Here is a 24994-nt window from a genome sequence, read left to right as displayed (position 1 = left end):
GCAGGAAGTTGTATACTTCTACAGGAGTTATTTTTATATAGCTTTTTTATTTTACGATTATAAATATTTATCGAACATTTGATAATTTTTGGCTGTATGCTCTATTCGAATACCCTGCTGACTTCTTTCTCCATATTAGACTTCGTTATTTTCCAATGGGATGTATTCCATAGCACTTTCTTTTTGTAGATAAGAAAAATTTGGGGAGATTTATGCGTAATACTTGTATCTTCAGCTATCTGGTTAGACACCTCTCTGCTTTCAATGACTTTCACCAGATAACAATCTGCTTTACCACGCTCTGGTAAAGCTTTGTCTTGCTTAAATGCTCTTGCACTGATCAGACAAGAAGTACTATGCTTAAAGACAAATATTGGCATGTTCATTGAACGCTCCCAGATCTTATTCCACTGCTCCAATGTTGTCAATTCATTCATCTGCTCCATATATACTCCTTTCTCATTCACTTTAACCTTATTATGACCGTCTATTATCCAAAATGAAACCAAGAATAAAACCACAGACAACGCCAACAGCAACGCCGATTGCAATCTGTTCAACAGCAGTTCCTATACTCGCACCAATTGCAATCCCTAGAACAATTCCTAAGGTGCGAAACCTTGATTTCCCCATGTTCAAGCTCCTCTCCATTTTAGTATAGTTCCATTTTGATTGGTACCTACCCCTGAAAGTTAGAGTGAAAATCTAACTTTCAGGGGTAACCACCATTTGAATTATCTTATATACGGTTTTAATTATGATAAAGTTCCCATTTAAATTATTTGAAACTAATCATCATTATCCATCTCCTACAATCGTAACTTTTTCTCATTATTGCTATAATGGATAAGCAACGTTTTCAACGATGAGATGAAAGGAAGTATATAAAAATGAAATACGATGTGATCTTTTTTGATATAGATGATACGTTATTTGACTTTGGTAAATCAGAAAAAGCTGCTTTACATAAAACATTTGAAGCATTTGGATTACCTGATGGGCTTGCAGATTACCAGGCAAGCTACCGCGAAATCAGTAATGTGCTATGGAGAGAATTAGAGCAGGGAAAACTGCCAATAACGAAATTGGGTGTAGAGCGTTTTAGAAGGTTATTTGCAGCATATGATCTACAAATGGATGGAGCAGATTTTAATCATGCATATCTTGAAAATTTAGGAAAAGAAATCTATTTAGTAGACGGTGCTGTGAAATTATTTGATTCTCTTTCCGAACAGCGCTCAGCAATTATCACAAACGGTTTTAAGCATGTACAATTATCTAAGCTGGAAAATTCTCCACTTCAGAATGTTTTTGAAGCAATCATTATTTCAGAGGAAACGGGTTTTCAGAAGCCTGACAGCCGAATTTTTGATTATGCTCTTTCCAAGCTTGGACTTACAGAAGATGCTAATGCATTAATGGTTGGTGATTCTTTGACGTCCGATATACAGGGCGGAATAAATTTCGGAATGGATACATGCTGGTTTAACCCTGAACATAAAGAAAACGGGATTGGTATCCAGCCAACGTACGAAATTAATCATTTAACGGAGCTTATTACAATTGCAAAATAAAAAAGAAGCAGGGATAGATTTTTTTATCCTTGCTTCTTCATTGAATAAAGTAATTTTCAATACTATTTAGTAAGCTGCTTTATTCTTTAACAAATTCTTTTGTACTTCTCACGGTATCAATTGGCCGTACTGCTTTTTCAATTTGTTCACGTTTGGCTTCCAGAAATGGAGGAAGAGACAACTTTTCTCCAAGTGTTTCATAAGGTTCGTCTCCCATAAATCCGGGACCTTCTGTTGCAAATTCAAATAAAATTTGTGGAGCTACTCTTGCGTATAAAGACTCGAAGAAATGACGATTCACATAGCCGGATGTATTGAACCCAAAATCATTCATCCGGTTAATCCACTCATCCAATACAGAACGATCTTCTACACGAAAAGCAGTGTGATGCACTGTTCCATACCCTTGGCGGGCTTGAGGAAGGATATTATTATACTCTGCAATCACAGAGGCCCCGTTTCCTCCTTCTCCAACTTCAAACAGATGGAAGGAACCTTCTTTCGCCTTTTCTTTAAACATTAATACTTTTTCCATCATTTCTTTAAAGTAATCAAAATTTGCAATTCGAACGAAGACAGGACCCAGCCCGGTAATTGCATATTCCAATGGAACCGGGCCTTTTTGCCAAGGTGTTCCTGCTTCTACACCTTCATCTAATTCATCTGAAATCAATTGATATTGCTGATCATCAAAATCAACAAAGGAAAGTGTTTTCTTGCCAAATTGCTTTTGGATTCCTTTATGCTTAACTTCCAAACGCTCAAAGCGTTTCACCCAATAATCTAATGCGGCATCACTTGGTACGCGAAAGGAAGTTTTAGAAATTTCATTTGTACCATGTACTCCTTTTGGGATACCCGGAAAATCAAAGAAAGTCATATCTGTACCGGCGCTGCCTTTATCATCTGCAAAGAATAGATGGTACGTTTGAATATCGTCTTGATTCACTGTTTTTTTCACTAAACGCATGCCTAAAACATAAGTGAAAAATTCATAGTTCTTTTCTGCACTGCTTGTAATTGCTGTTACGTGGTGGATTCCTTTTAAATGATTCATATTATTTTGCCTCCTGGAAATCGTTTTTATATTTTCTTTATTCTATTGGAGTTAATTTTGCTTTAATTTCTGTCCGGCGCTCTTCTAAAAATGGCGGTAAATCTAGTTTTTCTCCTAAATGCTCCACATCCCCATCAACGGTAAATCCTGGTCCGTCTGTTGCAATTTCGAATAAAATACCATTGGATTCACGGAAATATAAACTTTTAAAATAGAAGCGGTCGACGATACCAGACGAATGGAAACCACGTTCTTTTACTTGTTCGTCCCAAAATCTTAGCTCTTCCTCATTTTTCACACGAATAGCTAAGTGATGGATACTGCCACGCCCCGGTCTTTCGGATGGACCTTCTAAATACTTCACAACGATTTCTCCAAAAACCTGCCCCGGGACTGATTGGAAAATCGCTTCCCGCTCGTTCCGACTCACTTCTGTATAGTCAAGCATATCTGTTAATGTAGACGCCAGCTTATCCAGTCTCCTTACTGTTATTTCCACTGAACCCATCCCTTGAATCTGGTGTTTAGCTGGAACATCTGACTTTTCCCATGTTTCCCAGTGATCTATTTTTTCTCCATCAGCCACGAGCAATGCCATTTGCAGTCCTTCTGGATCTTCAAATTTCATCGCAATGCGATTGGCATAGGTTGTTATTCCGCTATGCAGCACATTGTTCTTATCAAATCGCTCTTCCCAATAATGCAGACTCTCTTCTGATGGAACCAATAATCCAATTCGGGTAATTGCATTTGTGCCTCTATGCGTATGGCCAACCATCGGAATCTCGAAAAAGGTTAACTCTGTACCGGGACTTCCTGTTTTATCACCGTAAAATAGATGGTACATGGAAGGATCGTCCTGATTCACCGTCATTTTCACACGACGTAAACCAAGTACCTCACGATAAAATCTATTATTTTCATTTGCATTTTTTGTAACCATCGAAATATGATGATGTCCTGGAATAGTATACATAAACCATTCCTCCTTTATCAGTTTACTAATCAAGTTATGATTAAAAAAATAATAGAGCTATTATTTTTTTAATTTGCTTTCTGTATTCTTCTGCAGCTTCGACATAAGCATATATAATGTTCTTTGCTCTTCTTCTGTTAAACAATCATTGACAACAGAAGTTTGAAAAGCCAGCTGATGTTCAAAAACTTCCTCTATCTTAGCTTCTCCTTTTGACGTCAGGCTGATCCATTTTGTTTTCCAATCCTGCTTACGCTGGATATATCCTTCCTGTTCCAGTCTGCTAAGCATACGTGAAATGCCGCCCTCTGACACTGTCACCCGGGCAGCAAGCTCACTTTGTGTGAGAGGCTGATAAGACCAGATCTGGTTTAATACATCAAATTGGGCAACGGTAATATCAAATTGCTTTAGAAAGTCATTGGACAGCAGATTGCTCTGATGCATAAAACGGGCAATACGCAGCCAAATTAATGAGCCAAGTGTATTTTTTTTCATTAGCCTCATCCCCTTTCGTTAATCTCATTTTACACCTCAAGTGATAAAAGCGCAACTAAAATATATTTAATTAAATATATTTTAGTTTAGCGTTATAATAAATTGTTTCTAAATAATTTTATTCAATTTAATAATAGAAAAAAACTAAATCTCTGATGTCCCAACCTTTCTCCTAATTCCATATATAGCAGCTTATGATTCTATAACCTTTATTATACAAAATAGAATTAACTATAGGCTATCCTAAATCATTCATTCGGTTTAATATGATAATTCGCAGGCTTAATTACTTCTAGTTTCCATTCTTCATTAGATATATATAGTGTGGAACCATCCTCAATATAGTAATTAACAAGTATACTCTTCTCCTCACTATTTGAATTCGTGTACACTATTTCTAACCCTGGATTGTCCAATATAGCTAACTCTCTTATAATTTGACCAAAAGACATAGAAAATTGAGGTATGAAAATAAACGCTATTAATAGCACTACTACGAAAAGCACTTTGAGGTCTTTTTTACTAACCATTACTTGATATATACCAAATATCATATTGTACAAAATACCTCTTTCCTTATCAATTCTGATATCCTCTGTATTAACATCTTTTCTTGGTTCCAGAACTTTAGCTTCTATGTTGTCCAATTTTTCTTTTAATTTTATTTTTTTGAAGTATTCCTTCGACTTCACATGTAATCCGACTAAATAAGCCCATATATTGATGATTAAAATAAATATGACATGCAGAAAATTGTTAAGATTAATATCTACTAAAATTAATATAATTCCTGCGTAAAGAGTAAAGGAAGCCGGTAAACATTTTAAATAAAACATCCACTTTTTATCATTAAAATGGATTAGTAAAGTAAATACTACCATCCATAGTAATATATAAGCAAAAAATGATATCTGCTTATACAATACATCATTAAGTATTAATTCTTTTAATAACATACTTGATATTATAAAAATACATATAAATAATATAATTCCATATGAAAAAGTGAAAAGAAGATTGGGTTTTAACATAATTTTAATTAATATATATGTAAACCATACAATTATACCAATAAATAACCATAATAATGAAAAACTCACTACATTCTCTATTGCAAAATCATTTGCGAAAAAAAGTGTCAGCATAAGAGTTAAAACAATCGCAAAAGATATTATCACTATCCCACCTGCCTTATTATCAGGTCTTTTCTTTAATAAAGATAGTACACCTAAAATGATGTTAAAAATACATATAAAGTAAATTGATAACATACTCAAAGTACGAAAATCGAATGGAATAAAATTTGATATTATATAAAAATTAGAAAGCTTAAATTCAGTATCTCCCCCAAAATAAAATCCATATAAAAACATATATACTGCTAAAAACCCCAGTACTGATGATATTAGACTAAATGCAAATATAATAAATTTAATATCCATATAAAAATTTGATAGTTTATCCATTAATGATATATTATTTTGATCATTCACTTTTTTCTAACTCCCTTCTTATAAATATAGTTTATATTTCTTATAATTTTCTTATTCATCTTAACTCATCAAATATGCAAGCAGATTTTCTCATTACACGTAATTTCTACTTATTAATTAAGTAAAAAAGGTAGCTTAGATATGATATTTTTCAAGATGATACTAGTAACCAGATGAAGGCTATCCTTTATACAGATAACCTTCTTCCCTCAATCTTCATTAATTACTATTTAAGAATAAATCAATTTATTTAAAGACATCATTTCTAATAACCCAAGAGCTGCCTCTCCACCTTTATTACCTGCTTTTGTACCTGCTCTCTCCAATGCCTGTTCAATTGTTTCTGTTGTCAGCACACCAAAAATAATTGGAATTTCTGCATTCAGACCAATTTGCGCAATACCCTTAGCTGCTTCATTACTGACCAGCTCATAATGTGTGGTTGCCCCGCGAATAACCGCTCCAAGTGTAATAATACCATCATACTTTTTTGTTTTTTCTACCTGCTTTGTGATATATGGAAGCTCAAAAGCGCCCGGGACCCAATAAACATCAATATCCTCTTCTTTTACTCCATGTCTTTTTAAAATATCCTTGGCTCCTTCCAGTAATTTAGAAGTGATCAGCTCATTAAATCGTGAAACGGTTATTGCTACTTTTAACTGTTCTCCTTGAAACATTCCTTCATATACAGTCATAATCATTCTCCTTCTATAGATAATAAATGATGAAACTTATCTTTCTTTACTTTTAAATAATGTTTATTTTCATGATAAATGGTTGTTTCTATCGAAATTCGTTCAGCTACCTCAATACCATATTGCTGTAAATCCTTTACTTTATCTGGATTATTCGTCAGTAATCGGACTTTCGATATTCCTTCCTTTTTCAGCAACCATGCAGCGATATCATAGCGGCGTTCATCAGGTAAAAAACCAAGAGAAACATTAGCTTCATAGGTGTCTGCACCTTGTTCCTGCAGTTCATACGTTTTTAATTTATTGAGCAGTCCTATCCCTCTTCCTTCCTGTCTCAAATACAGAATGGCGCCTCGACCTTCAGCTGCAATCATTTGCATTGCTTTCTCCAGCTGCTCACCGCAATCACAGCGATGGGAACCAAAAATATCTCCAGTCAGGCATTCCGAATGTACTCGAACTAAGACAGGCTCTTCAGTATCTTTCATTTGCCCCATGGATAATACAAGTTGGTCTTTTCCTTCTTTATCCTTATAAAGGGACAAATCGAAGTCTCCGTACTTCGTGGGCAGCTTCACTTTTGCATTTACCTTGATACTGGAATAAACCAAATAATCAGCAAGCTCTTCTATAGTAACCAAAGGCATATTCCATTCTGCCGCAATCTGTTTTAAATCCTGGAACCGGGCCATCGTTCCATCTTCCTTTAAAATTTCGCAAATATAGGCTGTTTCAGTATCTCCTGCCAGCTTTGCTAAATCTACTGCTGCCTCTGTATGACCTCTTCTCTCCAACACCCCTCCGTTCTTCGCTATTAACGGGAAAATATGCCCCGGCCTATTGAAATCAGCTGCTTGACTATGAATATTTGCCAGCTCTTGAATTGTCTTTGCCCGTTCAAATGCGGAAATCCCTGTGGTTGTCTCTTTATGGTCGACACTGATGGTGAAAGCTGTTTGATATTCGTCTGTGTTTTCTTTGGTCATTTCCCACAAGTTTAGATTTTTAGCAATCTGTTCGGAGACAGGAGCGCAAATCAAACCCCGGGCATGTTTTGTCATAAAATTTATTGTTTCTGCCGCAGCTTTACTGGAAAGACCGACTAAATCACCTTCTGCCTCCCGGTTCTCGTCATCAGCAACAATAATCAATCGTCCTTGCTTCAAAGCTGTAACAGCTGCTTCTATATTTTGTACAGTCATATTTTCCCCTCTATTCTCCTGTGTATTTGCTTAAAATCTGAGTCTTTTCCGTGCCCATTATAGCTTTAATATATTTTCCGAGTATATCGGTTTCTATATTTACAAATTCACCTTGTTTTAATTGACCCAGATTTGTATGATTCATGGAATAAGGAATGAGTGACACACTAAATGATCCTGCCGTAACAGCTGATACGGTCAAGCTTGTTCCATTAATCGCCACAGATCCTTGGGCTACAATCTCTCCTTGTACTTGTGGCGGATAATAGAATGTGAGAATAATGGAATTCTCTTTTTTCACCTTTTTAATTAACCGCGTCGTTGTATCTACATGACCTGATACAATATGCCCTTCCAAGCGTCCTCTTGCAGACATTGCCCGTTCCAGATTCACCACCGCATTCACCCGCAAATCAGAGAATATCGATTTTTGAAATGTTTCCGGCATAATGTCCACTGTAAAATCTGAATCAGTTACTTCTATAGCAGTTAAACAGACACCGTTGATTGCCATACTGTCGCCAATGTTATAATCCTGCAAGAGCTCTCTGGAGGCAGAGCATGTTAACTCAATATGCTGACTCACTTTTTTGATTCGTTTGACTGTTCCTGTTTCCTGAATCAATCCTGTAAACATCCTTCTTTCCCCTCCCGCTGACTATTCGTATATCCTCACCAACTGCTTCCGCGCTTTGTAATGTTAAAGGTACTGCAGATAAAACATTTCTATCACTGGAAAAGGCAGATACTCCATTACCGCCAATCAGCTTGGGAGAGATATACGTAATTACCTCTTCAAACAAATTTTCTGCCAGGAAAGCATCATGAATTCTGCTTCCCCCTTCTACATAAACGGATTGAATCCCCTCCTTCTGTAAATACTCCATTACTTTTGAGATTGTCCAATGCATGTCCGGTATCAATCGTACATGCTCAGGTACATCCTCTATAGCACTTGATGTTGTAAACACCCATACAGGAACAGTTTCTCTATAAATCTGATATTTCGCAAAATCCATTGTTTTCCCTCTCCGATCCAGGATAATCCGAATAGGTGGAAAATCAGTAATTACATTCGGCAGCAGTTTTGGATTATCCGCTAAAATTGTCCCGCTTCCTACCATAATAGCCTGAAAATATTGCCTTTCCTCATGTACTCTTTTATATGTTTCTTCTCCAGTAAGATACGTCCGCTGCTTCGAATGGACAGAAATTTTCCCATCCAGACTGACGGCCTGCTTTAATACGATATAAGGGTGCTGTCTCCTATGAAAATAGTTATAATGCTTATTCAATGCCTCTGCCTTCTCCTGCAACACACCGGAAATCACTTGTACTCCCTGTGATTCTAGATAGGCTTTTCCTTTACCAGCTACAACGGGATTAGGGTCAAGCTGTGCAATCACAACTTTGAAAATGCCGCTTTTTATAATCATTTGGGTACAGGGAGGCTGTTTTCCTGTATGATTACACGGCTCCAGCGTCACATACATTGTTGCACCAATTAAATCTTCGGGAGCTTCACATTGGTCGATAGCCATTTTTTCTGCATGCTTTTCGCCATATCTCTGATGAAACCCAGTAGCTAAAACAGTGTCATCTTTCACAATTACTGTACCGACTAAAGGATTGGTATGTGTGTTTCCCTGCCCCAGTTTTGCGAGCTCTATTGCCCGCTCCATATACAGTGTGTCCATGTGCTTCCTCCTTTCTTAAAACACCAAAAAGCCCCGTGAATGATCTCCACGGGGCGTACTTAAATAAACCATGTCTATACACTGAAACAGATTTTCATGTACCTTAAAAGAATACACTTCACCCATTCATGTGCTGACGTAAGTTTTCTTCTCCCATCCAGACTTTAACTGTCGGCTCCAGAATCTCACTGGATCCACCGCGATACGCGGGTCACGGACTTCAAATCTCAAGGATTTGTCACCGCCGGTCGGGAATTACACCCTGCCCCGAAGAAACGATATTAAATTTTTATATTACTCTTTCTTACCTTACATAATCTAACTTAGCATTCTATAAGTGTTTACAGCCTCTCAACTGAAGTGTCAGTATCCTGTTATATCTTCATAAACCCTGCCAAAAAAATCTAGTTACATATGCTAATATGTTAAAACTGATAATATCAGTTTAAAAAATAAAATGCAAGCTATCATTTTTATAATGCTTTAATAATTAGTCGTATTTGGTCACTATATTACCCGCTAACTTTTTTTGGAAAAGAGAGATTATTTTAAATTAAGTACGTATGATTGACAACGTATTAAAATTGTTTTAGGGTATAGAACGGTGGAATTATACTTCAACTGCTGGAGTATGATTCCACTATTTTGTTTTTTACTGCATTTCCGTTTTGTATTTGCATGATAATAAAACAACAAACATTCCGAGGAGCTTTTCATATTTCCCCCCTCGGAATGTTTGTTGTTTGCAAGCACCCTATTGTAACAATTTATTCGCTTATCCCTGGCCAAGTTTTTTCAGTCAGGATACTTACAGGCGTTTCAATGTGGTTAAAAGATATTATCCATTAGATAAAAAACGGGGTTCAGAGAAAGACTAAAAGGAAATCAAACAACTATGATTAAACTTAACAAGATGGAGGAAAAGAAATAATGAAAGGTTCAAATAGAAAAAAGACTTCGCTAGATCTGCCAACATTTATTATAAGTGGCGGCGCACTCGTACTATTTGTCATAGCCGCATTTATTAATGCTGACTTTGTCGCTGATATGGTTGATACCTTATTTGGCTGGTCTGCTACTTATTTTGGTGTAGTTTACCAAATGACTGTATTAGTCACATTTTTTATTGCGTTAGGGTTAGCTTTTTCTAAATACGGAAAAATCCGTTTAGGTAATATGGAAAAACCAGAAATGAGTACATTTAAATGGATTTGTATTATTATGTGTACTTTATTAGCAGGAGGAGGAATATTTTGGGCTGCTGCAGAACCATTATCCCATTTTATATCCGTACCTCCCCGCTTCTCAGGGATTGAGAATGGCACACTGGAAGCAGTTGTACCTGCTCTGGCATCCAGTTTTGTAGACTGGGGTTTTCTGTCATGGGCAATTTTAGGTACATTAGGCACTATCGTATTAATGTATGCCCACTATCATAAAGGCATGCCGTTGAAGCCAAGATCTTTACTATATCCAATTTCCGGCGAAAAAATCATGAAAAAAGTGTATTAGGAACACTTGTTGATTCTTTTTCTATTCTTGCTGTTGCTGCTGGAACGATTGGACCGATTGGGTTCTTGGGTTTACAGACAGGTTATGGATTAAATGCATTAACTGGTTTACCAAATACCTTAGTTATTCAAATTATCATTATTATCGTTATCGTTATTGGTGCAGCAATCTCCGCTGTAACAGGAATCCATCGGGGAATTCAGCTGTTAACCAGCTTTAATGTTCTCTTGGCACTTGGATTAATCATTGGAATCTTATTACTCGGACAAGGTTTCTTTATCTTTAACAATTATTTTGAAGCTTTTGGTCTTTACGTAAATGATTTTATTTCTTCCAGTACCTTCCGCGGTGATGAAGAATGGCTTGGCTTATGGACTGTATTTTTCTTTGCTTGGTTTATTGGCTATGGCCCGATTATGGCGCTATTTACAGCACGAATTTCACGCGGAAGAACCATTCGTGAGCTAATTATTGCAGTTGCTGTTATCGCGCCTATTATTACAACTTTTTGGTTTACTGTCGTTGGCGGAACAGGAATCTTTTATGAACTAAATGATTCTGGCTCGATATCAACTGCCCTAAATGAAGCAGGTCCTCCTGCTGCGATGATAGCCATTACAGAGCAATTGCCATTTCCTATGATTTTCGGAGCCTTGTTCTTGCTGGCTACCGTTATTTTCGTATTAACTACGGCAGACTCTATGGCCCTGTCTATTTCAATGGCTATTACCGGAGAAGGGAATCCTCCAAGCTGGTTAAGAGCTTTTTATGCATTGGTCATGGGTCTTGTTGCTATTGTATTAGTTACCATCGGTGAAGGAAGCGTGGACGCCCTGCAATCCTTTATTGTGGTGACCGCTGTACCTGTTGTATTCCTGCTGATTACGACATTCTGGACAGCACCAAAAGCAGCTAAAGATTTATATAATAATCATAAAAAAGAAACGTTATAAACCAAATTGCAAACAGCCTTTCTCTGTATTTTGGGGAAAGGCTGTTTTTATCGTATAGGTATCCTATTATTTTTCAGCAATACAAAATATAAAATGATCATTCGGATTCCAAACATGTTCTTCATCCGCAATATACCCGCGCAGCCATAAATTCCCTTGGATTCGGCGAAGATAAAAGCCTTTTGGAACATCCAGATCCTCACTTAGAATTTCTGATGCTATTGTTATTGAACCATTAGGAGCCTGATTTTTCAGCTGGTGTGCATCATATCCTTCTCCTTGATTAAAATACGCCAGTCTTATATAGGGAGCCAACTCAAGCGGGCAGAGCTGTAATTTAAGATTAGCAGCTTTGCTAAAAAGTTGGGATGTCGTAGCTCCATCAACAAAATCAAGATCCTTTACAGCGAGCTCTACAATTTTAGCTTGATAGCATTCCTTGGACACTTCAAAATAATCGCTGGCTATCAGCTTCTCAGCAAGCACATTTAACAATATCTTATTTTCTTTCATTTTTTGAATTAATTCCGGTTTAGTATAACCACCTGCTTTGATTATTGTTATATTGGCATTGCTCCCAGTATAATGATTTTCACATTTAGTCACAGCAGCCCCTCTTTACTATCGTTATTTTATAATAATTGATTCTATTATATAGCTTCTTGCCTTTTTACCCCCAACCCCAACTCCTCCAAAAATGAAAAATATTCCGGAAATGTTTTAGATACACAACCTGGGTCATTTAATTGAATCCCTTCAACCTTTGACCCGATCAGCGCCAACGCCATCGCAACCCGATGATCATCATAGGTGTTTAGACTAGCTGGTTTCGGAGATCCCGGATAGACTATTAACCCCTCCTCAAATTCCTCTGTCCGAATTTCCAATTCCTTTAAAGCTTCACAAATAACACTTATTCTGTCAGATTCATGATGACGGATATGGGCGACGTCCTTAATAGTAATCGGACTATCAGCGAATGGTGCAATTGCTGCTAAAGTTAATGCCTGATCAGATATCTCCTTCATGGATATTTCAAAACCGCCTTTTAATTGAGGAGCGCCTTCCACTTCAATAAAGGAAGCACCTTTTATAACCTTACATCCCATCTTTTCAAAAACATCCAGCATCTGAATATCTGGCTGTTTTGTCTTCTCTGTTAAGCCATTTATCCGTATTCTCCCATTTGTTACCGCAGCCAGTGCCAAAAAGTAGCAGGCTGCAGAAGCATCTGACTCCAGCAGAATATCTTTCGCTTTGTAGGGAGAAGGATTTATAACAATTTGCTGGAGTGCATTGTCATACTGCACATCTGCACCAAACTCTTTCATTAAATCAAGGGTTAAAAAGACGTAAGCATGTTGGACAATTCCATCCTTGATAGTTACTCTTGTTGTTTCATTGAAATATGGTGCTGCAATTAACACCCCACTGATAAATTGACTGGATATCGAGCCTGAAAGACTTACTTCTCCGCCTTTTACATATTTCCCTTTGATACGTAACGGATAATAATCCTTTTTTGCCAAATAGTCGATTTCAGCACCGAGCTGTCTCAGGGCATGGATAAGCGGCGCAATTGGTCTTTTGCTCATACTTTCACTTGCCTCCAGATTCCACTCGCCTTCCCGGGAGGCCGCCAATACTCCCGGCAGAAATCTTGCAATTGTTCCTGCTGCACCAATATATAAATCATTTGACCTCAGATGACCGCCGCTTCCCTTGATGTACACTATATCATCCTGCAGCTCAATCTCCGCTCCTAATTGTTTTAAAGCCTCGATACACCAGTACGAATCATCACTTTTTAAAATACCGCTCACTTTGGAATTTCCATCTGCCAAAGCACTCATTATAAGTGCTCTGTTCGTCAGACTTTTGCTTCCTGGAATGGTGATAGCAGCCTCTATTCCTTGCTTGGCAGGTGAAATTGTGATCTTATTTATCCCATTTAAAGACGACCAGGGGCTTCTGGCTTTGATATCAAATTTATAATCTTCTCTCATCTTTATCCCCCTCTTCAGTTGATGCTGTTTGTTATTCATTATAATCAAGGTTATGATATAAATGAAATTAATATTTCCAACAGTAGCTATAGGTGGTATCTATATCATGAATACAGACTTGTACCGTGTATTTTATATAACAGCAATCGAAAAGAATTTTAGTAAAGCAGCAAAACGGCTTTTTATTACACAGCCGAGTGTCAGTCATTCTATAAAGCAATTAGAGAATGAGCTCGGAATCCAGCTTTTCACCAGAACGTCCAAGGGAGTTTTGCTTACAAAGGAGGGTGAGGTACTATTTGATTATCTCAAACAAGCGTTTGATTTAATTGATAATGCAGAACAGAAAATAATGGAAATGAAAAACTTACAGAGGGGCTCTGTTACAATCGGAGGAAGTGATTCAACCTGCAAACACTATTTGCTGCCCTATGTCCAAAGCTTCCAGAAGTTGTATCCTGAAATCGAAATTAAGTTACAGCATGGCTCTACACCACAGATTTTAGATAAATTGGAAGCTGGGTTAATTGATATTGGGATCATTCACTTGCCAGCTAATCAAAGCAATGCTTCCATAACGGATTTTTTAAGTATTAACAGCACATTTGTTGTCGGGAAAAGGTTTCAGCACCTGACAGGAGAACAACTTTCTTTGTCGGACATACAAGCATATCCGATTATTTCTTTTTCAGAAGCAAGCAGCTCCAGAAAGTTCCTTAATCAGCTTTTTCTAAAGCAAAATCTGGAGATCAAACCGGATATTGAAATTGGCAGCGTGGAATTATTAATCGAATGCGCCAAAATTGGCATGGGTATTGCATTTGTGACAAAAGAGCTTGTGTTAAAGGAACTGGCTGAACAACAATTATTTGAAGTGGACATAGATGAAATTATTGAAAAGAGAAAGATTGGATTGGCAACAAAAAAAGATACTTCTTTATCATTGGCAGCTGACAAGTTTTTAAGCCATTTGTTAGCATGACTTGGCTGCATACTATAAACTTAAGGAGCCAAGCTTTTCTTTATCATACATAGCTTGACTCCTTTTTATTTTCTATTATCCCCTTTTTAAAATTCCACATAGATTGGATGCTTGCTTTCATCCAGGCAAAGCTCAATCCTTTCTCTAAAGTTTCCATTCTTCACCATTTCCAAAGCCTGCTCAACGGGAAAGAATCCAACGTCTAAGCTTTCTGATGAGGTTGTAAATTCTCCTCCAATTGGTTTAGCTAAGAATAATGTATTACAAATGGATCGATCCACATTTTGAAATATTCCACAGAACTTTAAAACTTCTACATCAATTCCTGATTCTTCCTTTGTTTCTCTAATAGCAGCTTCTTTCAGGGATTCGCCTTCTTCTACTTGGCCGCCGGGCATTTCCCATCCTCTCCTGGGTCCTTTAATTAACAAAAGCTCATTATTGTCATTAAGTACAATCGTTGCTGCAGATACAATATGCTTTGGCGGTGTAAAGGTTTCTGATTTATTTTGCCCCATCAAGCTTCCTCCTCATCCAATATTCATTACAGAGTATCATCTCTACACAGTCAATTTCTATTATTTTCCATGCTCGGGTCGCAAAAATAGTGATTTGCCAATGACCGATGATAGAACCATTTCCGGATACTCACGTTGTATAAGCTGGTAAACCTCAAGAACGATACCTTCTAATTCACGTAAGGAAGTTTGAGGACCACCCAGAAAAACAGATTCTAGACGACTGGATATATTTTTAGGAGCTATAGCCATTGATTCCAATGTCTGCTTCTGCCATTTAAAAGCAGGATGATGCACATATTGCTTATTTAACCCGGACAGCATTCCCATGATATTTGTTTGTACATCTGTTATTACCTTATACAGCATCAGCCAATCTTCACGATTTAGTAAAGCTTCCCGATTCGTCCAGTCATTCCCTAAATACATATATTCTTTTATCATTGCGATACTTAATTCATCCGGATACTGTTCTATCTTTTCCTTCAGCTGTTTAATAAGTGTTTCGCCGCTTAAGGGCACGCCATCATATACAGCCGCTGCAAGACATTGCTTATATACATCCGGACTAAAAGATACAACAACGTCATCTATGATGCCTTCTATGCTGGCTGTTAGAAAATTACTTATTTCTAATTTTATTCCCTCAGCAATATAGCTTTCTGACCATTCCTCTTCTTCGTAAGGGTAAAAATCAATGACTTCCCCTTCCAGCTTGGTAATAGGAAATTTTCTATCCTCATCTGTCGGAGGTTCATTCCAAAAAATAAACAGCTCAATATCTGAATAACAATCATGCCAGTTTCTTGACACGGAGCCACCTAATATAACCGCTTCTATTTTGGGGTTTAATTGATAAACTTTTGCAGCTTTGGCTGCCAATATATTCAAATCCATGCTGTCACCTCCATACATCACTTAAAAATATATTCACGCTCCATTTATTATTATCTTCTATCATTCTTCCACAAATATAATGATAATTCCTTCTAATGGGAATAAAGTTTATAATAAAATAGATTCTATTCACTAATTGGGAGGAAAAATGCATGAGCAATATTACCTTAATACAGCATTGTCAATCGGAGCATCATGTAAATAACATGTCAGGCGGATGGACAAATACCCCTTTAACAGATCTAGGAAGAAAACAAGCAAAATCGATAGGCGACAAATTACAAAAAGCAGCAGCTAATGATGCAGAATATGTTCTTTATTCATCGGATTTACTAAGAGCAGCACAAACAGCAGAAATCATTAGCAAGAAGCTCAATCTTGAAGTCATTCAAGATAAAGAGCTCCGGGAAATAAATACTGGCGTTGCGGCTGGAAAAACAAAGGATTGGGCAAATGCTCACAGACAGCCACGAAAAAGCAACGGTATTGATTTGGATTATCGAGCATTTCAACATGGAGAAACAAAGAGAGAATTTTATGCCCGTGTTTGTCACTGTATGAATAATATCTATGATCGAGAAAAAAAGAAAAATATCTTTATCGTCACGCATGGTGGTACACTGGGATATATCACAGCCTGGTGGATGAAATTTACCCCCGAAATGATTATAAATGCCTACTTCTCTTCATCAGCTGGCGGTATTACTGTTCTTGGTCAAAATCATTATCATCAAAGAGTTATACATAAGTTTAATGACACCTCTCATTTTCCTGATTAGATAAATAAAAATTTCAATATAAATACAAGATGATTGTTTGTCCAATGCAATCATTTTGTATTTATATCATTTAAATCCCGTTTACTATTTATTAATCTATGAATCTCCCCATCAGCACTGTATTATAGTAATTCCCATCCGATAATCTTTTATCTTTCTTCAATACACCTTCTGTTTCAAAACCATACTTTTCATATAACTTTATCGCTTTATCATTCGTTTCAAGGACACTCAAATTTATTTTCTTTAGCCCATTGAGTTCGGCCCAATGAATCGATTCTTTTAAAAGATTTTGTCCAATAGCATACCCCCAATATTCCTTTAGTACACAGACTCCGAACTCTACCTGATGAGAGGTTCTTTTTAATGTATTACCTTCGCATCTTGAGAATCCTGTTACTTCTCCATCTACTTCAGCTACTAAAAATAATTTATTGGGACTCTCAGCAGCATTTTTAATGATATGTTTAAATCCCTCTTCATCTATGTAGGCCTCACCTTTCTCTCTATCCATATTTTCTGTTTCTCCATCAATTTGTAATCTGATAGCAGATAACCTTTTTGCATCTTTTTCTTCAGCAGTTCTTATTAGATAATGTACGTTTCGGACATGATATTTTTTCTGATCCATTCCCACAACAACTCTCTCCGTTCATTCTTTTTGTTATTATCTGCTAAAACGTTTTATTTTCCTTCTCAATCTTCATCCTTAATAAAAAAGCGCTCAATCAAACTTGTTAGCCTCTCATTCCTATCAAGCACCTGTTTTATTATAAGACTATTTTGCTGATTATTTTTCCCTTGAAAGCACAGAAAGGCAAGCATACCTCTAATATTCCATAAATAGAGATTTTCAATGACTGATGTCCAATTTATCTTATTATGATTTTCCACATACCCTTTTTCCAGCTGCACTAGATTTTTTAAAATAGATTCACTGGTCTGGTTTAAATCTATAGTAGAAGCAATTACTGCAGCTACATCAAAATGATAGTTCCCTCTTCTCGCCTCACCAAAGTCAATAATATATACATCGTCTTCATTAAATAATAAATTCCATTTTCCCAAGTCCGCATGAATGTAACAATTATCTTTATGCTGATAGTTTAATATTTGATGAACAAGCTGTGTAACCCCATGTAACTTAATCAATCTATAAAGGTGTGGCTGCTCCATTACTTTGCCCCATAATTGTTCCAGTGAAAATCTGTCCTCTTGTTCTTCTATTTCATTTACAGTATTCATCTTATGATGGAAAAGAGCAATAGCTTTACCTAAATTCTGAAAATGAATATTTTTATTTAATACGCTTTTATTATTTATATATTGCTGGAGATTATAAATTCCTCCATTTTTTTCTACAAAAGACTTGTTTTTCTTTGTCAACAGGACTTTAGGGGAAACATGAGCATCCGATAAGATGTTAGATATAAAGTATTCTGTTCTTGCTTGCTGATTACTTTTTAATTTTCTTAATATGTATTTACCTTCTGTGCTTATTACTATATTTGCTTCAGAAGTATTTCCCTTATCTAAAGCTTCTATTTGTATAATTTCTTGTATTGGGTACTCATTAATAATTTCTATAAAATGCTTTCTCATCCACCTTCCCCCACTTTCTTTTACACTTTCGATAAATCATTAGATTATTTTTTAGAAAGGTGCAATTATTAATTTTATATTCTATTAACTTATGATTTTATTTGCCTATCCTTCATCATCAAAAATAATACGGATTTTCAATTTCACTATCTCCCCATCTTTTCACAGCCATACGGTACATACCTTTCGCATGAATATGGTCATGCCAAATAAATCTTCTTAATACCTTCCGCAGCGACCACTGTTCTCCATAATTGCCATGGAGCGTTTTATTTTGCAAAAAGTCATCAGCTTCTTCTATCGCTTTTAATGCTTGCATTCTGTTTTGGTAGATTAGATCTATATTATCTATCTTCACACCAATTTCTCCTACATAATAATTCGTAACACCATTTGTATGCTCATACATCTCTTCAGGAGTAATCGGCACAGCACCATAAAAAGATTTTCTTTTCGGTAAAGAAGTATATGTCTTAACTGGAATAGAGTCGTAAAGAAGCTGAAAATCATGTGCAGATTTTAATACCAGCTTTTTTATCAGCTCATATTCCTCCACCAATAATGGATCCTGTTCCGATAAAAAGATGATGTCGGAATCTGCTTCGTGTATTTCGAGATTGCTTTCTTTTGATTGAACAACGACAGATTCAACAACATCTATTTCAGCATAATCTATCCCAGTCCACCTGCAATACCTTTTAATCTCAGCAGGAAACTTAGAGAGCGCTTCTTCACGCTCTCTGCCCCTTGTATATGCTCCCGGAAAACTTTCAGCGTACATTAAATATCCTTTATCATTATATTCCACCACAATGTTATTTCTTATCAGCCCCACTCTATCATCCTCCCCTTCTCATCAGAGATTCTCTCCATTGAAACGCAAAATATGGGTTGTCTTCACTGAGTATCCAGATTTGACGGCAGAAATGATTTCTTCTTTCCTCGTTTCTATTTCTTCTTCTCCAAGACACAGTGCAATATCTTCAATATCGTGCGGACCAATTCTCCAATGTCCAAGCACCGCTCCTTTAAATTCGCCATCTATTAAGAGATACTGAAGAACTTCTTTCCCTTTAAATTTCTCTTTCAATTCAACAATTTCTGCTCTGACCAGAAAATCTGAGTTATCCAGCATAAACACAGATGGAGTAATTTCTTCATTGGTTAAATATAAATCTTTTTTCTGCATAAACCCTTCGCCAAGTCCATCCACTTTTATTTTTACAATTGCTTCTCTTTCCATTAATGCATTTAAAGCACTTTGTATTGTTGTATGCTTTAACTGCGACCAGCTTTTAATTTGATCTAAAGTAGCAAATACAGCAGCATCCAAAAAATGCAGCAGCATTTCTGCTACAGCAGAAACCGGATCCTCTGCCCATTTGATTTCCGACCATTCAGTTTTAAAGTCAAACCAGCCTGTATTCCAATCCGTATCAATCTGTGATTCATATACTAAAAAAGCTTCCTGGAGTCTTTTTAAAGCAGCAGTGATTTCTTTTGCTTTAAAAGGCAGCTCCTCTTTTAACTGCTCTTTGGATATACCGCCTGACGATTGAATCATGGATAAAACCTCTTCATGAAGCTCTGTTATTTTTTGAACAGGCTTTCGAAAAATAGTGCTGTATAGCCCCAGATCTTCTTCCAGAACATATCCGATGCGTCCGCCCTGAAAACGCCCTTTTACCAGCTGATGTTTTTTTCGTAATTCTTCTGCCAGGAGTGCATCATTAAAAACTGTCCTATGCACCAGCTTTGAGGCCTCACCTGGACGACTGTTAAAAACTGGAGCTACCGGCTGTAATCTCTGAAATAACTGTTTATAGGATTTTATATCATGGATATCCTCAAGCTGCGCCATTAATCCCTGTCTATGCAAACGCTCACAAATTATTTTTTCTTTATTCAAATATGATTCACCTCCTAGTTCTCTTTCTTCTCTGTTAAACATAAAGATCAAACATATTTATATCGTAACCAAGCTGCTTTAAATAATTAAAGAACTGTGCCCGGTGATGGAACAGATGAGAAACCTCCTCTACAAGCCAATGTGCCTGTGTTTCACCCTCTTCTAAATAAAACGGCTTTGTCTTTTTAGTTAAAAAATCCTCATCCGATAAAGACAGCATATACGTTTTAAACAATTGAAAGCCTTGGTTCATTGCTTCAATCAATTCCTCAGCAGATTCCAGCTTCTCATACTTTGACTCCAGATCCCGAATCGTCCTCTCATCCTTCTCCAGCCAAAGGTTCAAGTCTACTTCCGGTATAGAAACAGTATGTCTGGCAAGCTCCCCGAGATTACGCATATTTTCTGCCGGGCGGTAGCTCCATTCCTTGTTCTCCACCTTCTTCAATAACCCTTCCATGGACCTGATACCAAGCTCCAGCTCAGCTAATAACTCGTTTCTTAACACAGATACAGCATGCATTACATTCACCCTTTCATTCTTTTTTCTACCTTAACGTACCATGGAATCATGACAGATGATGTCATCATTAATAAAGATATTTTAAAATTTATTTGTACTTCTCCAGCAGGGTTTCCAGCTTTCTTTTCATAGAGGTTATCGCTTCTTTTGGTCCCAACACATGTGCTTCACTGCCAAAATTCCAGACCAAATCAACAAAATATGTTAACTCTGACTCAGGTATACTCATTTTTATCCAGCCTGTCCCATCCTCACGTCTTTGAACATGCCTCTCCAAATCTAACTCTGACATTGCACGCCGTACTCCTTCTCTTGTCAAATCTACCAAAAAAGTAACCGGATTAGAAACTTCGGATTCTGACAGCTCAATCCATTCCATAATAGATTGATAAGGCAATTTACGCCTCTTTTTATCTGTATGTACTGCTTTTTTTATTCGATCCGCACGAAACAAACGAATTTCCTCGCGCAGAAAACAATAAGCCGGACAATACCAGAAACCATTATGACTATACAAACCGATTGGCTGAATCATTCTCTCTTTTATTCCCTTTTGACTGTCGTATTGGATAGTCACGATGGATTGGTCTACCGCTGCATTTAATATTATATCCAGCTCATTTGCTGTCTGAACACGGCTGGGATTCCAAAAAACAATCCGGTCTTTCATTGTATTAATACGCAGCTTAGCGTCTCCAGGCAGATAGTTATATAGTTTCTTTAAAACATAGCCCACTTCCGTTTCAAATGGGAGAGCTCCTAGAAATTGCAGGGAATGAAAAGCAAAATAAAGCGCAATCGCCTCAGACTCTTTTAATAAAACCGGAGGCAACATCCGCTCATTCAATACATAGTAACCGCCGTCCGCACCGACTTCTGAATAAAGCGGAACCCCCAGCTCACTTAATTCATCCAAGTCTCTAAGAATTGTACGATAGGAGACATTAAATTCTTCTGCCAGTTCTCGTGCTGTAAATTTGCGTTTTGCGTTCACTGTTATCATTATTTCGATTAAACGTTTTGTTTTGGACATAGTGCTGCCTCCATTTGCCTGAAAGATAGAGATTGATTAAGAGAAAGTTTTCTACATCAGAATCATATTTACTTGATTAAGACTATCTGCAATATATGCAGGCTTTTCATCGTTCAGCTCTTCCACTGAACCATATCCGTATGTCACCCCGATGGAATCTATTCCAGTTTTATTGGCTCCAATCAAATCATGTTTTCTGTCACCAATCATGATAAATTCTTCCAACTTATATTTGGGATAGTTATCTATAATATATTGGATAATTTCTGCTTTTGCCGATCTTGTCCCATCCAAATTGCTCCCTGTTATCATTTCAAAGTAATTGCTGATTTGGAAATACTCCAGTATTTGCTCTGCAAAAACAGTCGGCTTTGACGTTGCGACTGCTAAAATAAATCCTTGCCCCTGCAGTGATTGTAATAACCAAGGTGTATCAGGATATAACGTATTTTCATACATCCCTTTTTCTTTAAATCTTTCTCTGTAAAACTGGATAGCTTTTTGCGTTTCTTGTTCATTAAAATGGTAATATTCAGTAAATGATACTTGTAAAGGAGGACCAATAAAGCATTCCAGCTTATCCAAATCAGGTTCTACACTTCCCATTTTATCTAATGCATATTGAACCGATTTTGTTATACCTTCTTTTGGATCAGAGAGTGTCCCGTCTAAATCGAATAAAATTACTTTATATTTACTCATAGGTGCTTCCTTTCTATTTCATAAGTTAACTTTCTATACTTCTCTATTCTATCATTTATTTGATGTTAAAATTCCCTCCAAAACCGTTTATGCAGAATTTCATTCAACCAGATTTTGCTATACAATAAAACTAGATAGAGGGAGATGATACATATATGACAGCACACGAAGAAAGATTAATAAATTTTCTCAAAGAAGATAGCTACATTTTATCAGTTTTACAAACAGTGGAGAAATTGGAGCTAAACGATTGCTGGGTTGCTGCCGGATTAATCAGAAATAAAGTTTGGGATACTTTACAAAACTGCCATACAAAAATAAACGATATTGATGTCATTTATTTTGATCAAACAGACCTTTCTAAAGATACAGAGAAAAAACTAGAATCAAAATTAGAAAAGTGGATGCCTGAACAACCATGGTCTGTAAAAAATCAGGCGAGAATGCATTTAAAAAATAATAATCTCCCTTACACATCTTCTTTCGATGGTGTTTCTCACTTTCCTGAAACAACTACTGCTGTTGCTGCACAGCTGTGTCAACAGGAGATAAAAATAATGGCTCCCTATGGTTTGGAGGATTTATTTAATGGGATTGTCAAACCGACACCGTATTATTTAAAAGACACTGAGCTCCATACTATTTATACTGAGAGAATACAACATAAAAAATGGGATACAATTTGGACAAATTTAGTCATTAAATATTAGTTTTATCCTTCTCTCATATATTAAAATGCAACTTAGTAAAAACAGAAAATTACAAACTATTTACATTCTATTCATCCTCAATTAATGATTCTCACCTACAATGAGATTAGGTTAAATTTAGGAGGATGATGGAATGATAAAAAAGCTCGGAGTGGCTGCGTTAAGTGCGGGACTTATTTTTTCAGGAATTAGTGTTACAGCGGCAAGTGCAGATGGAAATAATCAGATGAATAACAGCAGTAACAATGGGGACAAAACGAAAAATATCATTTATATGATTCCAGACGGTTTTAATGCGGATTACGCAACGAATTATCGGCATTTTAAGGGAGAAGACGCAGTGTGGGATAATCATTTGAAGGGCATGTATTCTACATATTCCGCTGATTCCAATATTACAGACTCCGCGGCGGCAGGTACGGCAATGTCAACAGGAGTAAAAACGAATAATGGCATCATTGGATTGGATCCAGAAGGTAATCCACAGCAGACTATTTTAGAAGCCTCAAAAGATAAGGACATGTCAACAGGACTCGTTGCTACTTCCACTATCACACATGCAACTCCAGCTGCTTTTGGTGCACATGTAGAAGACCGCAACAACGAAACAGAAATTGCCCGACAATTAATAGACAACGAGATTGATGTTCTACTTGGCGGCGGTAAAAATAACTTTATTCCAGAATCAGAAGGCGGAAATCAGACAGAAGTCAATGTCCTCCAGCAAGCAGAAGAGCAAGGGTACCAGCTCGTAGAAAATCGCAATCAATTGTTGGAAGCTGATATTGATTTAGACAGCGAAAATTTATTAGGCTTATTCGCAGATGATGCTTTGGCACCAGAAATGCACCGTAACACAGAGGAAGAACCAAGTCTTGCAGAAATGACACAAACTGCTATTGATACACTAAAAAATGATGAAGACGGCTTTTTCCTTATGGTAGAAGGAAGCCAAATTGACTGGGCAGGTCACGATAATGATGCGGCATGGGCGATGACAGATGTTGGTGCCTTTGAAGCAGCGGTCCAGGAAGCAATTAATTTTGCTAAAGAAGATGGTAATACACTAGTCGTTGTTGGTGGAGACCATGAAACAGGCGGTATGACTGCAGGTGCCAATGGTTCAGGAACTGCAAACCCGGAGCTGCTTCATAGTGTAACAGCAACTGGTGAGAACATCGCTGCAGAGTTGAATGATGACCGTTCCAACACAAGCGAAGTAGTAAGTGAATATACAGATATGGAATTCTCAGAAGAAGAAATTCAATCCATTCAGGAAGCTGAAGACCCAAAATCGGCAATCAATGCAGTAATCAGCGCGAAGGCCAATGTCGGATGGACAAGCACGAACCACACAGGAGTCGATATCCCAGTCTACGCATATGGTCCAGGATCTGACCAATTTTCAGGTTCTCTTGATAATACAGATTTACCAAAAATCATCGCTGAAGCTGCAGGAATTGAACTGGGCGGAGAAATCAGCCAAAATCAGCCGGACGATATGAAGTATACGATAAAGTCTGGGGATACATTGTTTGAAATTGGCCTGAAATACAATTATTTATGGACTACGCTGCAGGAAATCAATCAATTTCCAAATCCGCATTTGATTTATCCCGGGGACGAAGTATATTTCAAGTAAGGATTCAGTATAAGAATTGCTACAATTCTTA

At 37.0% G+C, this 24994-nt stretch carries 26 protein-coding genes, 1 pseudogene and 1 riboswitch; of the genes and pseudogenes, 6 read left to right on the top strand and 21 right to left on the bottom strand.

All coding sequences use genetic code 11. The features are described from left to right. Nucleotides 1-101: 101 nt before the first annotated feature. On the bottom strand, nt 102-446 hold the full coding sequence (ytxJ, locus tag MKY30_RS08770; protein ID WP_341083527.1) for a bacillithiol system redox-active protein YtxJ: 345 nt from the start codon (nt 444-446) through the stop codon (nt 102-104). Between the two features lie 31 nt (nt 447-477). After that, on the bottom strand, nt 478-633 hold the full coding sequence (locus MKY30_RS08765; RefSeq protein WP_341083525.1) for a hypothetical protein: 156 nt from the start codon (nt 631-633) through the stop codon (nt 478-480). A 257-nt stretch (nt 634-890) separates the two neighbouring features. Here MKY30_RS08765 and MKY30_RS08760 point away from each other — a divergent pair, with 257 nt between their 5' ends. Then, a complete protein-coding gene (locus MKY30_RS08760) occupies nt 891-1574 on the top strand; it encodes a YjjG family noncanonical pyrimidine nucleotidase (protein WP_341083523.1) in 684 nt (227 codons plus the stop codon). A 79-nt stretch (nt 1575-1653) separates the two neighbouring features. Here MKY30_RS08760 and MKY30_RS08755 read toward each other — a convergent pair whose 3' ends face one another. The 8 genes from MKY30_RS08755 to ribD all read right to left on the bottom strand — a co-directional run bounded on the left by MKY30_RS08755 (nt 1654) and on the right by ribD (nt 9195). Further along, nucleotides 1654-2631, bottom strand: a complete 978-nt coding sequence (locus MKY30_RS08755; protein ID WP_341083521.1) for a ring-cleaving dioxygenase — start codon at nt 2629-2631, stop codon at nt 1654-1656. A 37-nt stretch (nt 2632-2668) separates the two neighbouring features. Further along, complete coding sequence (locus MKY30_RS08750) at nt 2669-3607, bottom strand: ring-cleaving dioxygenase (protein ID WP_341083520.1); 939 nt, start codon at nt 3605-3607, stop codon at nt 2669-2671. A 60-nt stretch (nt 3608-3667) separates the two neighbouring features. After that, nucleotides 3668-4105, bottom strand: coding sequence for a MarR family winged helix-turn-helix transcriptional regulator (locus MKY30_RS08745; RefSeq protein WP_341083518.1), 438 nt, complete (start codon nt 4103-4105; stop codon nt 3668-3670). 248 nt (nt 4106-4353) lie between these two features. Next, nucleotides 4354-5598, bottom strand: coding sequence for a hypothetical protein (locus MKY30_RS08740; protein ID WP_341083516.1), 1245 nt, complete (start codon nt 5596-5598; stop codon nt 4354-4356). 230 nt (nt 5599-5828) lie between these two features. After that, nucleotides 5829-6296 (bottom strand): 6,7-dimethyl-8-ribityllumazine synthase, encoded by a 468-nt coding sequence (gene ribH / locus MKY30_RS08735; protein WP_339284313.1) that lies wholly within the window; start codon nt 6294-6296, stop codon nt 5829-5831. A gap of 2 nt (nt 6297-6298) precedes the next feature. After that, a complete protein-coding gene (gene ribA, locus MKY30_RS08730) occupies nt 6299-7498 on the bottom strand; it encodes a GTP cyclohydrolase II (protein WP_339284312.1) in 1200 nt (399 codons plus the stop codon). A 10-nt stretch (nt 7499-7508) separates the two neighbouring features. Next, on the bottom strand, nt 7509-8135 hold the full coding sequence (locus MKY30_RS08725) for a riboflavin synthase (protein WP_341083515.1): 627 nt from the start codon (nt 8133-8135) through the stop codon (nt 7509-7511). Then, on the bottom strand, nt 8068-9195 hold the full coding sequence (gene ribD / locus MKY30_RS08720) for a bifunctional diaminohydroxyphosphoribosylaminopyrimidine deaminase/5-amino-6-(5-phosphoribosylamino)uracil reductase RibD (protein ID WP_341083514.1): 1128 nt from the start codon (nt 9193-9195) through the stop codon (nt 8068-8070). The genes MKY30_RS08725 and ribD overlap by 68 nt, the downstream gene beginning before the upstream one ends. 141 nt (nt 9196-9336) lie before the next feature. Beyond that, nucleotides 9337-9474, bottom strand: a riboswitch (FMN riboswitch). A gap of 651 nt (nt 9475-10125) precedes the next feature. Here ribD and MKY30_RS08715 point away from each other — a divergent pair. Then, nucleotides 10126-11660: pseudogene (locus MKY30_RS08715) on the top strand (BCCT family transporter). 66 nt (nt 11661-11726) lie between these two features. Here the strand turns inward: MKY30_RS08715 and MKY30_RS08710 are convergent. Next, nucleotides 11727-12266, bottom strand: a complete 540-nt coding sequence (locus MKY30_RS08710; RefSeq protein WP_339284306.1) for a helicase — start codon at nt 12264-12266, stop codon at nt 11727-11729. A gap of 44 nt (nt 12267-12310) precedes the next feature. Continuing rightward, nucleotides 12311-13666, bottom strand: a complete 1356-nt coding sequence (gene aroA / locus MKY30_RS08705) for a 3-phosphoshikimate 1-carboxyvinyltransferase (protein WP_339284305.1) — start codon at nt 13664-13666, stop codon at nt 12311-12313. A 106-nt stretch (nt 13667-13772) separates the two neighbouring features. On the opposite strand from aroA, the gene MKY30_RS08700 reads away from it, so the two are divergent. After that, nucleotides 13773-14648 (top strand): LysR family transcriptional regulator, encoded by an 876-nt coding sequence (locus MKY30_RS08700; RefSeq protein ID WP_246145037.1) that lies wholly within the window; start codon nt 13773-13775, stop codon nt 14646-14648. Between the two features lie 86 nt (nt 14649-14734). Here the strand turns inward: MKY30_RS08700 and MKY30_RS08695 are convergent, their stop codons facing one another. Further along, nucleotides 14735-15166, bottom strand: coding sequence for an NUDIX hydrolase (locus tag MKY30_RS08695; RefSeq protein WP_341083513.1), 432 nt, complete (start codon nt 15164-15166; stop codon nt 14735-14737). A 60-nt stretch (nt 15167-15226) separates the two neighbouring features. Further along, the gene (locus MKY30_RS08690) at nt 15227-16063 is read right to left on the bottom strand and encodes a DUF4037 domain-containing protein (RefSeq protein WP_156985896.1); all 837 of its coding nucleotides are present in this window, start codon (nt 16061-16063) and stop codon (nt 15227-15229) included. Between the two features lie 152 nt (nt 16064-16215). On the opposite strand from MKY30_RS08690, the gene MKY30_RS08685 reads away from it, so the two are divergent. After that, a complete protein-coding gene (locus MKY30_RS08685) occupies nt 16216-16842 on the top strand; it encodes a histidine phosphatase family protein (protein ID WP_339284301.1) in 627 nt (208 codons plus the stop codon). Between the two features lie 91 nt (nt 16843-16933). Here MKY30_RS08685 and MKY30_RS08680 read toward each other — a convergent pair whose 3' ends face one another. From MKY30_RS08680 to MKY30_RS08650, 7 genes are all read right to left on the bottom strand, one after another. Next, nucleotides 16934-17473: a GNAT family N-acetyltransferase gene (locus MKY30_RS08680; RefSeq protein WP_379546830.1), complete on the bottom strand. Its 540-nt coding sequence runs from the start codon at nt 17471-17473 to the stop codon at nt 16934-16936. Between the two features lie 65 nt (nt 17474-17538). After that, nucleotides 17539-18444: a phosphotransferase gene (locus tag MKY30_RS08675; RefSeq protein ID WP_339284298.1), complete on the bottom strand. Its 906-nt coding sequence runs from the start codon at nt 18442-18444 to the stop codon at nt 17539-17541. Between the two features lie 118 nt (nt 18445-18562). After that, on the bottom strand, nt 18563-19279 hold the full coding sequence (locus tag MKY30_RS08670; RefSeq protein WP_339284297.1) for a hypothetical protein: 717 nt from the start codon (nt 19277-19279) through the stop codon (nt 18563-18565). A gap of 21 nt (nt 19280-19300) precedes the next feature. Beyond that, a complete protein-coding gene (locus tag MKY30_RS08665; protein ID WP_339284296.1) occupies nt 19301-20353 on the bottom strand; it encodes a DNA glycosylase AlkZ-like family protein in 1053 nt (350 codons plus the stop codon). A 34-nt stretch (nt 20354-20387) separates the two neighbouring features. Further along, entirely contained in the window at nt 20388-20876 is a 489-nt protein-coding gene (locus tag MKY30_RS08660) for a DinB family protein (RefSeq protein ID WP_341083512.1), read from the bottom strand. Nucleotides 20877-20964: 88 nt separating this feature from the next. Further along, entirely contained in the window at nt 20965-21909 is a 945-nt protein-coding gene (locus tag MKY30_RS08655) for a helix-turn-helix transcriptional regulator (RefSeq protein WP_339284293.1), read from the bottom strand. A gap of 51 nt (nt 21910-21960) precedes the next feature. Further along, nucleotides 21961-22611 (bottom strand): HAD family hydrolase, encoded by a 651-nt coding sequence (locus tag MKY30_RS08650; protein WP_339284292.1) that lies wholly within the window; start codon nt 22609-22611, stop codon nt 21961-21963. A 155-nt stretch (nt 22612-22766) separates the two neighbouring features. Here MKY30_RS08650 and MKY30_RS08645 point away from each other — a divergent pair, with 155 nt between their 5' ends. Further along, on the top strand, nt 22767-23321 hold the full coding sequence (locus MKY30_RS08645) for a nucleotidyltransferase family protein (protein ID WP_339284291.1): 555 nt from the start codon (nt 22767-22769) through the stop codon (nt 23319-23321). A gap of 133 nt (nt 23322-23454) precedes the next feature. Next, a complete protein-coding gene (locus MKY30_RS08640; protein WP_341083511.1) occupies nt 23455-24963 on the top strand; it encodes an alkaline phosphatase in 1509 nt (502 codons plus the stop codon). Nucleotides 24964-24994: the final 31 nt, after the last annotated feature.

It is taken from the genome of Oceanobacillus sp. FSL W8-0428, assembly GCF_038004405.1.
Lineage (GTDB): Bacteria > Bacillota > Bacilli > Bacillales > Amphibacillaceae > Oceanobacillus > Oceanobacillus sojae.
The sequence above is the reverse complement of the archived record's forward strand: the minus strand, read 5'-3'. Positions and strand labels throughout refer to the sequence as shown.

What these genes read in the sequence shown, in the direction of transcription:
- ytxJ (WP_341083527.1), bottom strand. Translation starts at nt 446, where the DNA reads ATGGAGCAGATGAATGAATTGACAACATTGGAGCAGTGGAATAAGATC.
- MKY30_RS08765 (WP_341083525.1), bottom strand. Translation starts at nt 633, where the DNA reads ATGGGGAAATCAAGGTTTCGCACCTTAGGAATTGTTCTAGGGATTGCA.
- MKY30_RS08760 (WP_341083523.1), top strand. Translation starts at nt 891, where the DNA reads ATGAAATACGATGTGATCTTTTTTGATATAGATGATACGTTATTTGAC.
- MKY30_RS08755 (WP_341083521.1), bottom strand. Translation starts at nt 2,631, where the DNA reads ATGAATCATTTAAAAGGAATCCACCACGTAACAGCAATTACAAGCAGT.
- MKY30_RS08750 (WP_341083520.1), bottom strand. Translation starts at nt 3,607, where the DNA reads ATGTATACTATTCCAGGACATCATCATATTTCGATGGTTACAAAAAAT.
- MKY30_RS08745 (WP_341083518.1), bottom strand. Translation starts at nt 4,105, where the DNA reads ATGAAAAAAAATACACTTGGCTCATTAATTTGGCTGCGTATTGCCCGT.
- ribH (WP_339284313.1), bottom strand. Translation starts at nt 6,296, where the DNA reads ATGACTGTATATGAAGGAATGTTTCAAGGAGAACAGTTAAAAGTAGCA.
- ribA (WP_339284312.1), bottom strand. Translation starts at nt 7,498, where the DNA reads ATGACTGTACAAAATATAGAAGCAGCTGTTACAGCTTTGAAGCAAGGA.
- MKY30_RS08725 (WP_341083515.1), bottom strand. Translation starts at nt 8,135, where the DNA reads ATGTTTACAGGATTGATTCAGGAAACAGGAACAGTCAAACGAATCAAA.
- ribD (WP_341083514.1), bottom strand. Translation starts at nt 9,195, where the DNA reads ATGGACACACTGTATATGGAGCGGGCAATAGAGCTCGCAAAACTGGGG.
- aroA (WP_339284305.1), bottom strand. Translation starts at nt 13,666, where the DNA reads ATGAGAGAAGATTATAAATTTGATATCAAAGCCAGAAGCCCCTGGTCG.
- MKY30_RS08700 (WP_246145037.1), top strand. Translation starts at nt 13,773, where the DNA reads ATGAATACAGACTTGTACCGTGTATTTTATATAACAGCAATCGAAAAG.
- MKY30_RS08695 (WP_341083513.1), bottom strand. Translation starts at nt 15,166, where the DNA reads ATGGGGCAAAATAAATCAGAAACCTTTACACCGCCAAAGCATATTGTA.
- MKY30_RS08690 (WP_156985896.1), bottom strand. Translation starts at nt 16,063, where the DNA reads ATGGATTTGAATATATTGGCAGCCAAAGCTGCAAAAGTTTATCAATTA.
- MKY30_RS08685 (WP_339284301.1), top strand. Translation starts at nt 16,216, where the DNA reads ATGAGCAATATTACCTTAATACAGCATTGTCAATCGGAGCATCATGTA.
- MKY30_RS08680 (WP_379546830.1), bottom strand. Translation starts at nt 17,473, where the DNA reads ATGGATCAGAAAAAATATCATGTCCGAAACGTACATTATCTAATAAGA.
- MKY30_RS08675 (WP_339284298.1), bottom strand. Translation starts at nt 18,444, where the DNA reads ATGAGAAAGCATTTTATAGAAATTATTAATGAGTACCCAATACAAGAA.
- MKY30_RS08660 (WP_341083512.1), bottom strand. Translation starts at nt 20,876, where the DNA reads ATGCATGCTGTATCTGTGTTAAGAAACGAGTTATTAGCTGAGCTGGAG.
- MKY30_RS08655 (WP_339284293.1), bottom strand. Translation starts at nt 21,909, where the DNA reads ATGTCCAAAACAAAACGTTTAATCGAAATAATGATAACAGTGAACGCA.
- MKY30_RS08650 (WP_339284292.1), bottom strand. Translation starts at nt 22,611, where the DNA reads ATGAGTAAATATAAAGTAATTTTATTCGATTTAGACGGGACACTCTCT.
- MKY30_RS08645 (WP_339284291.1), top strand. Translation starts at nt 22,767, where the DNA reads ATGACAGCACACGAAGAAAGATTAATAAATTTTCTCAAAGAAGATAGC.
- MKY30_RS08640 (WP_341083511.1), top strand. Translation starts at nt 23,455, where the DNA reads ATGATAAAAAAGCTCGGAGTGGCTGCGTTAAGTGCGGGACTTATTTTT.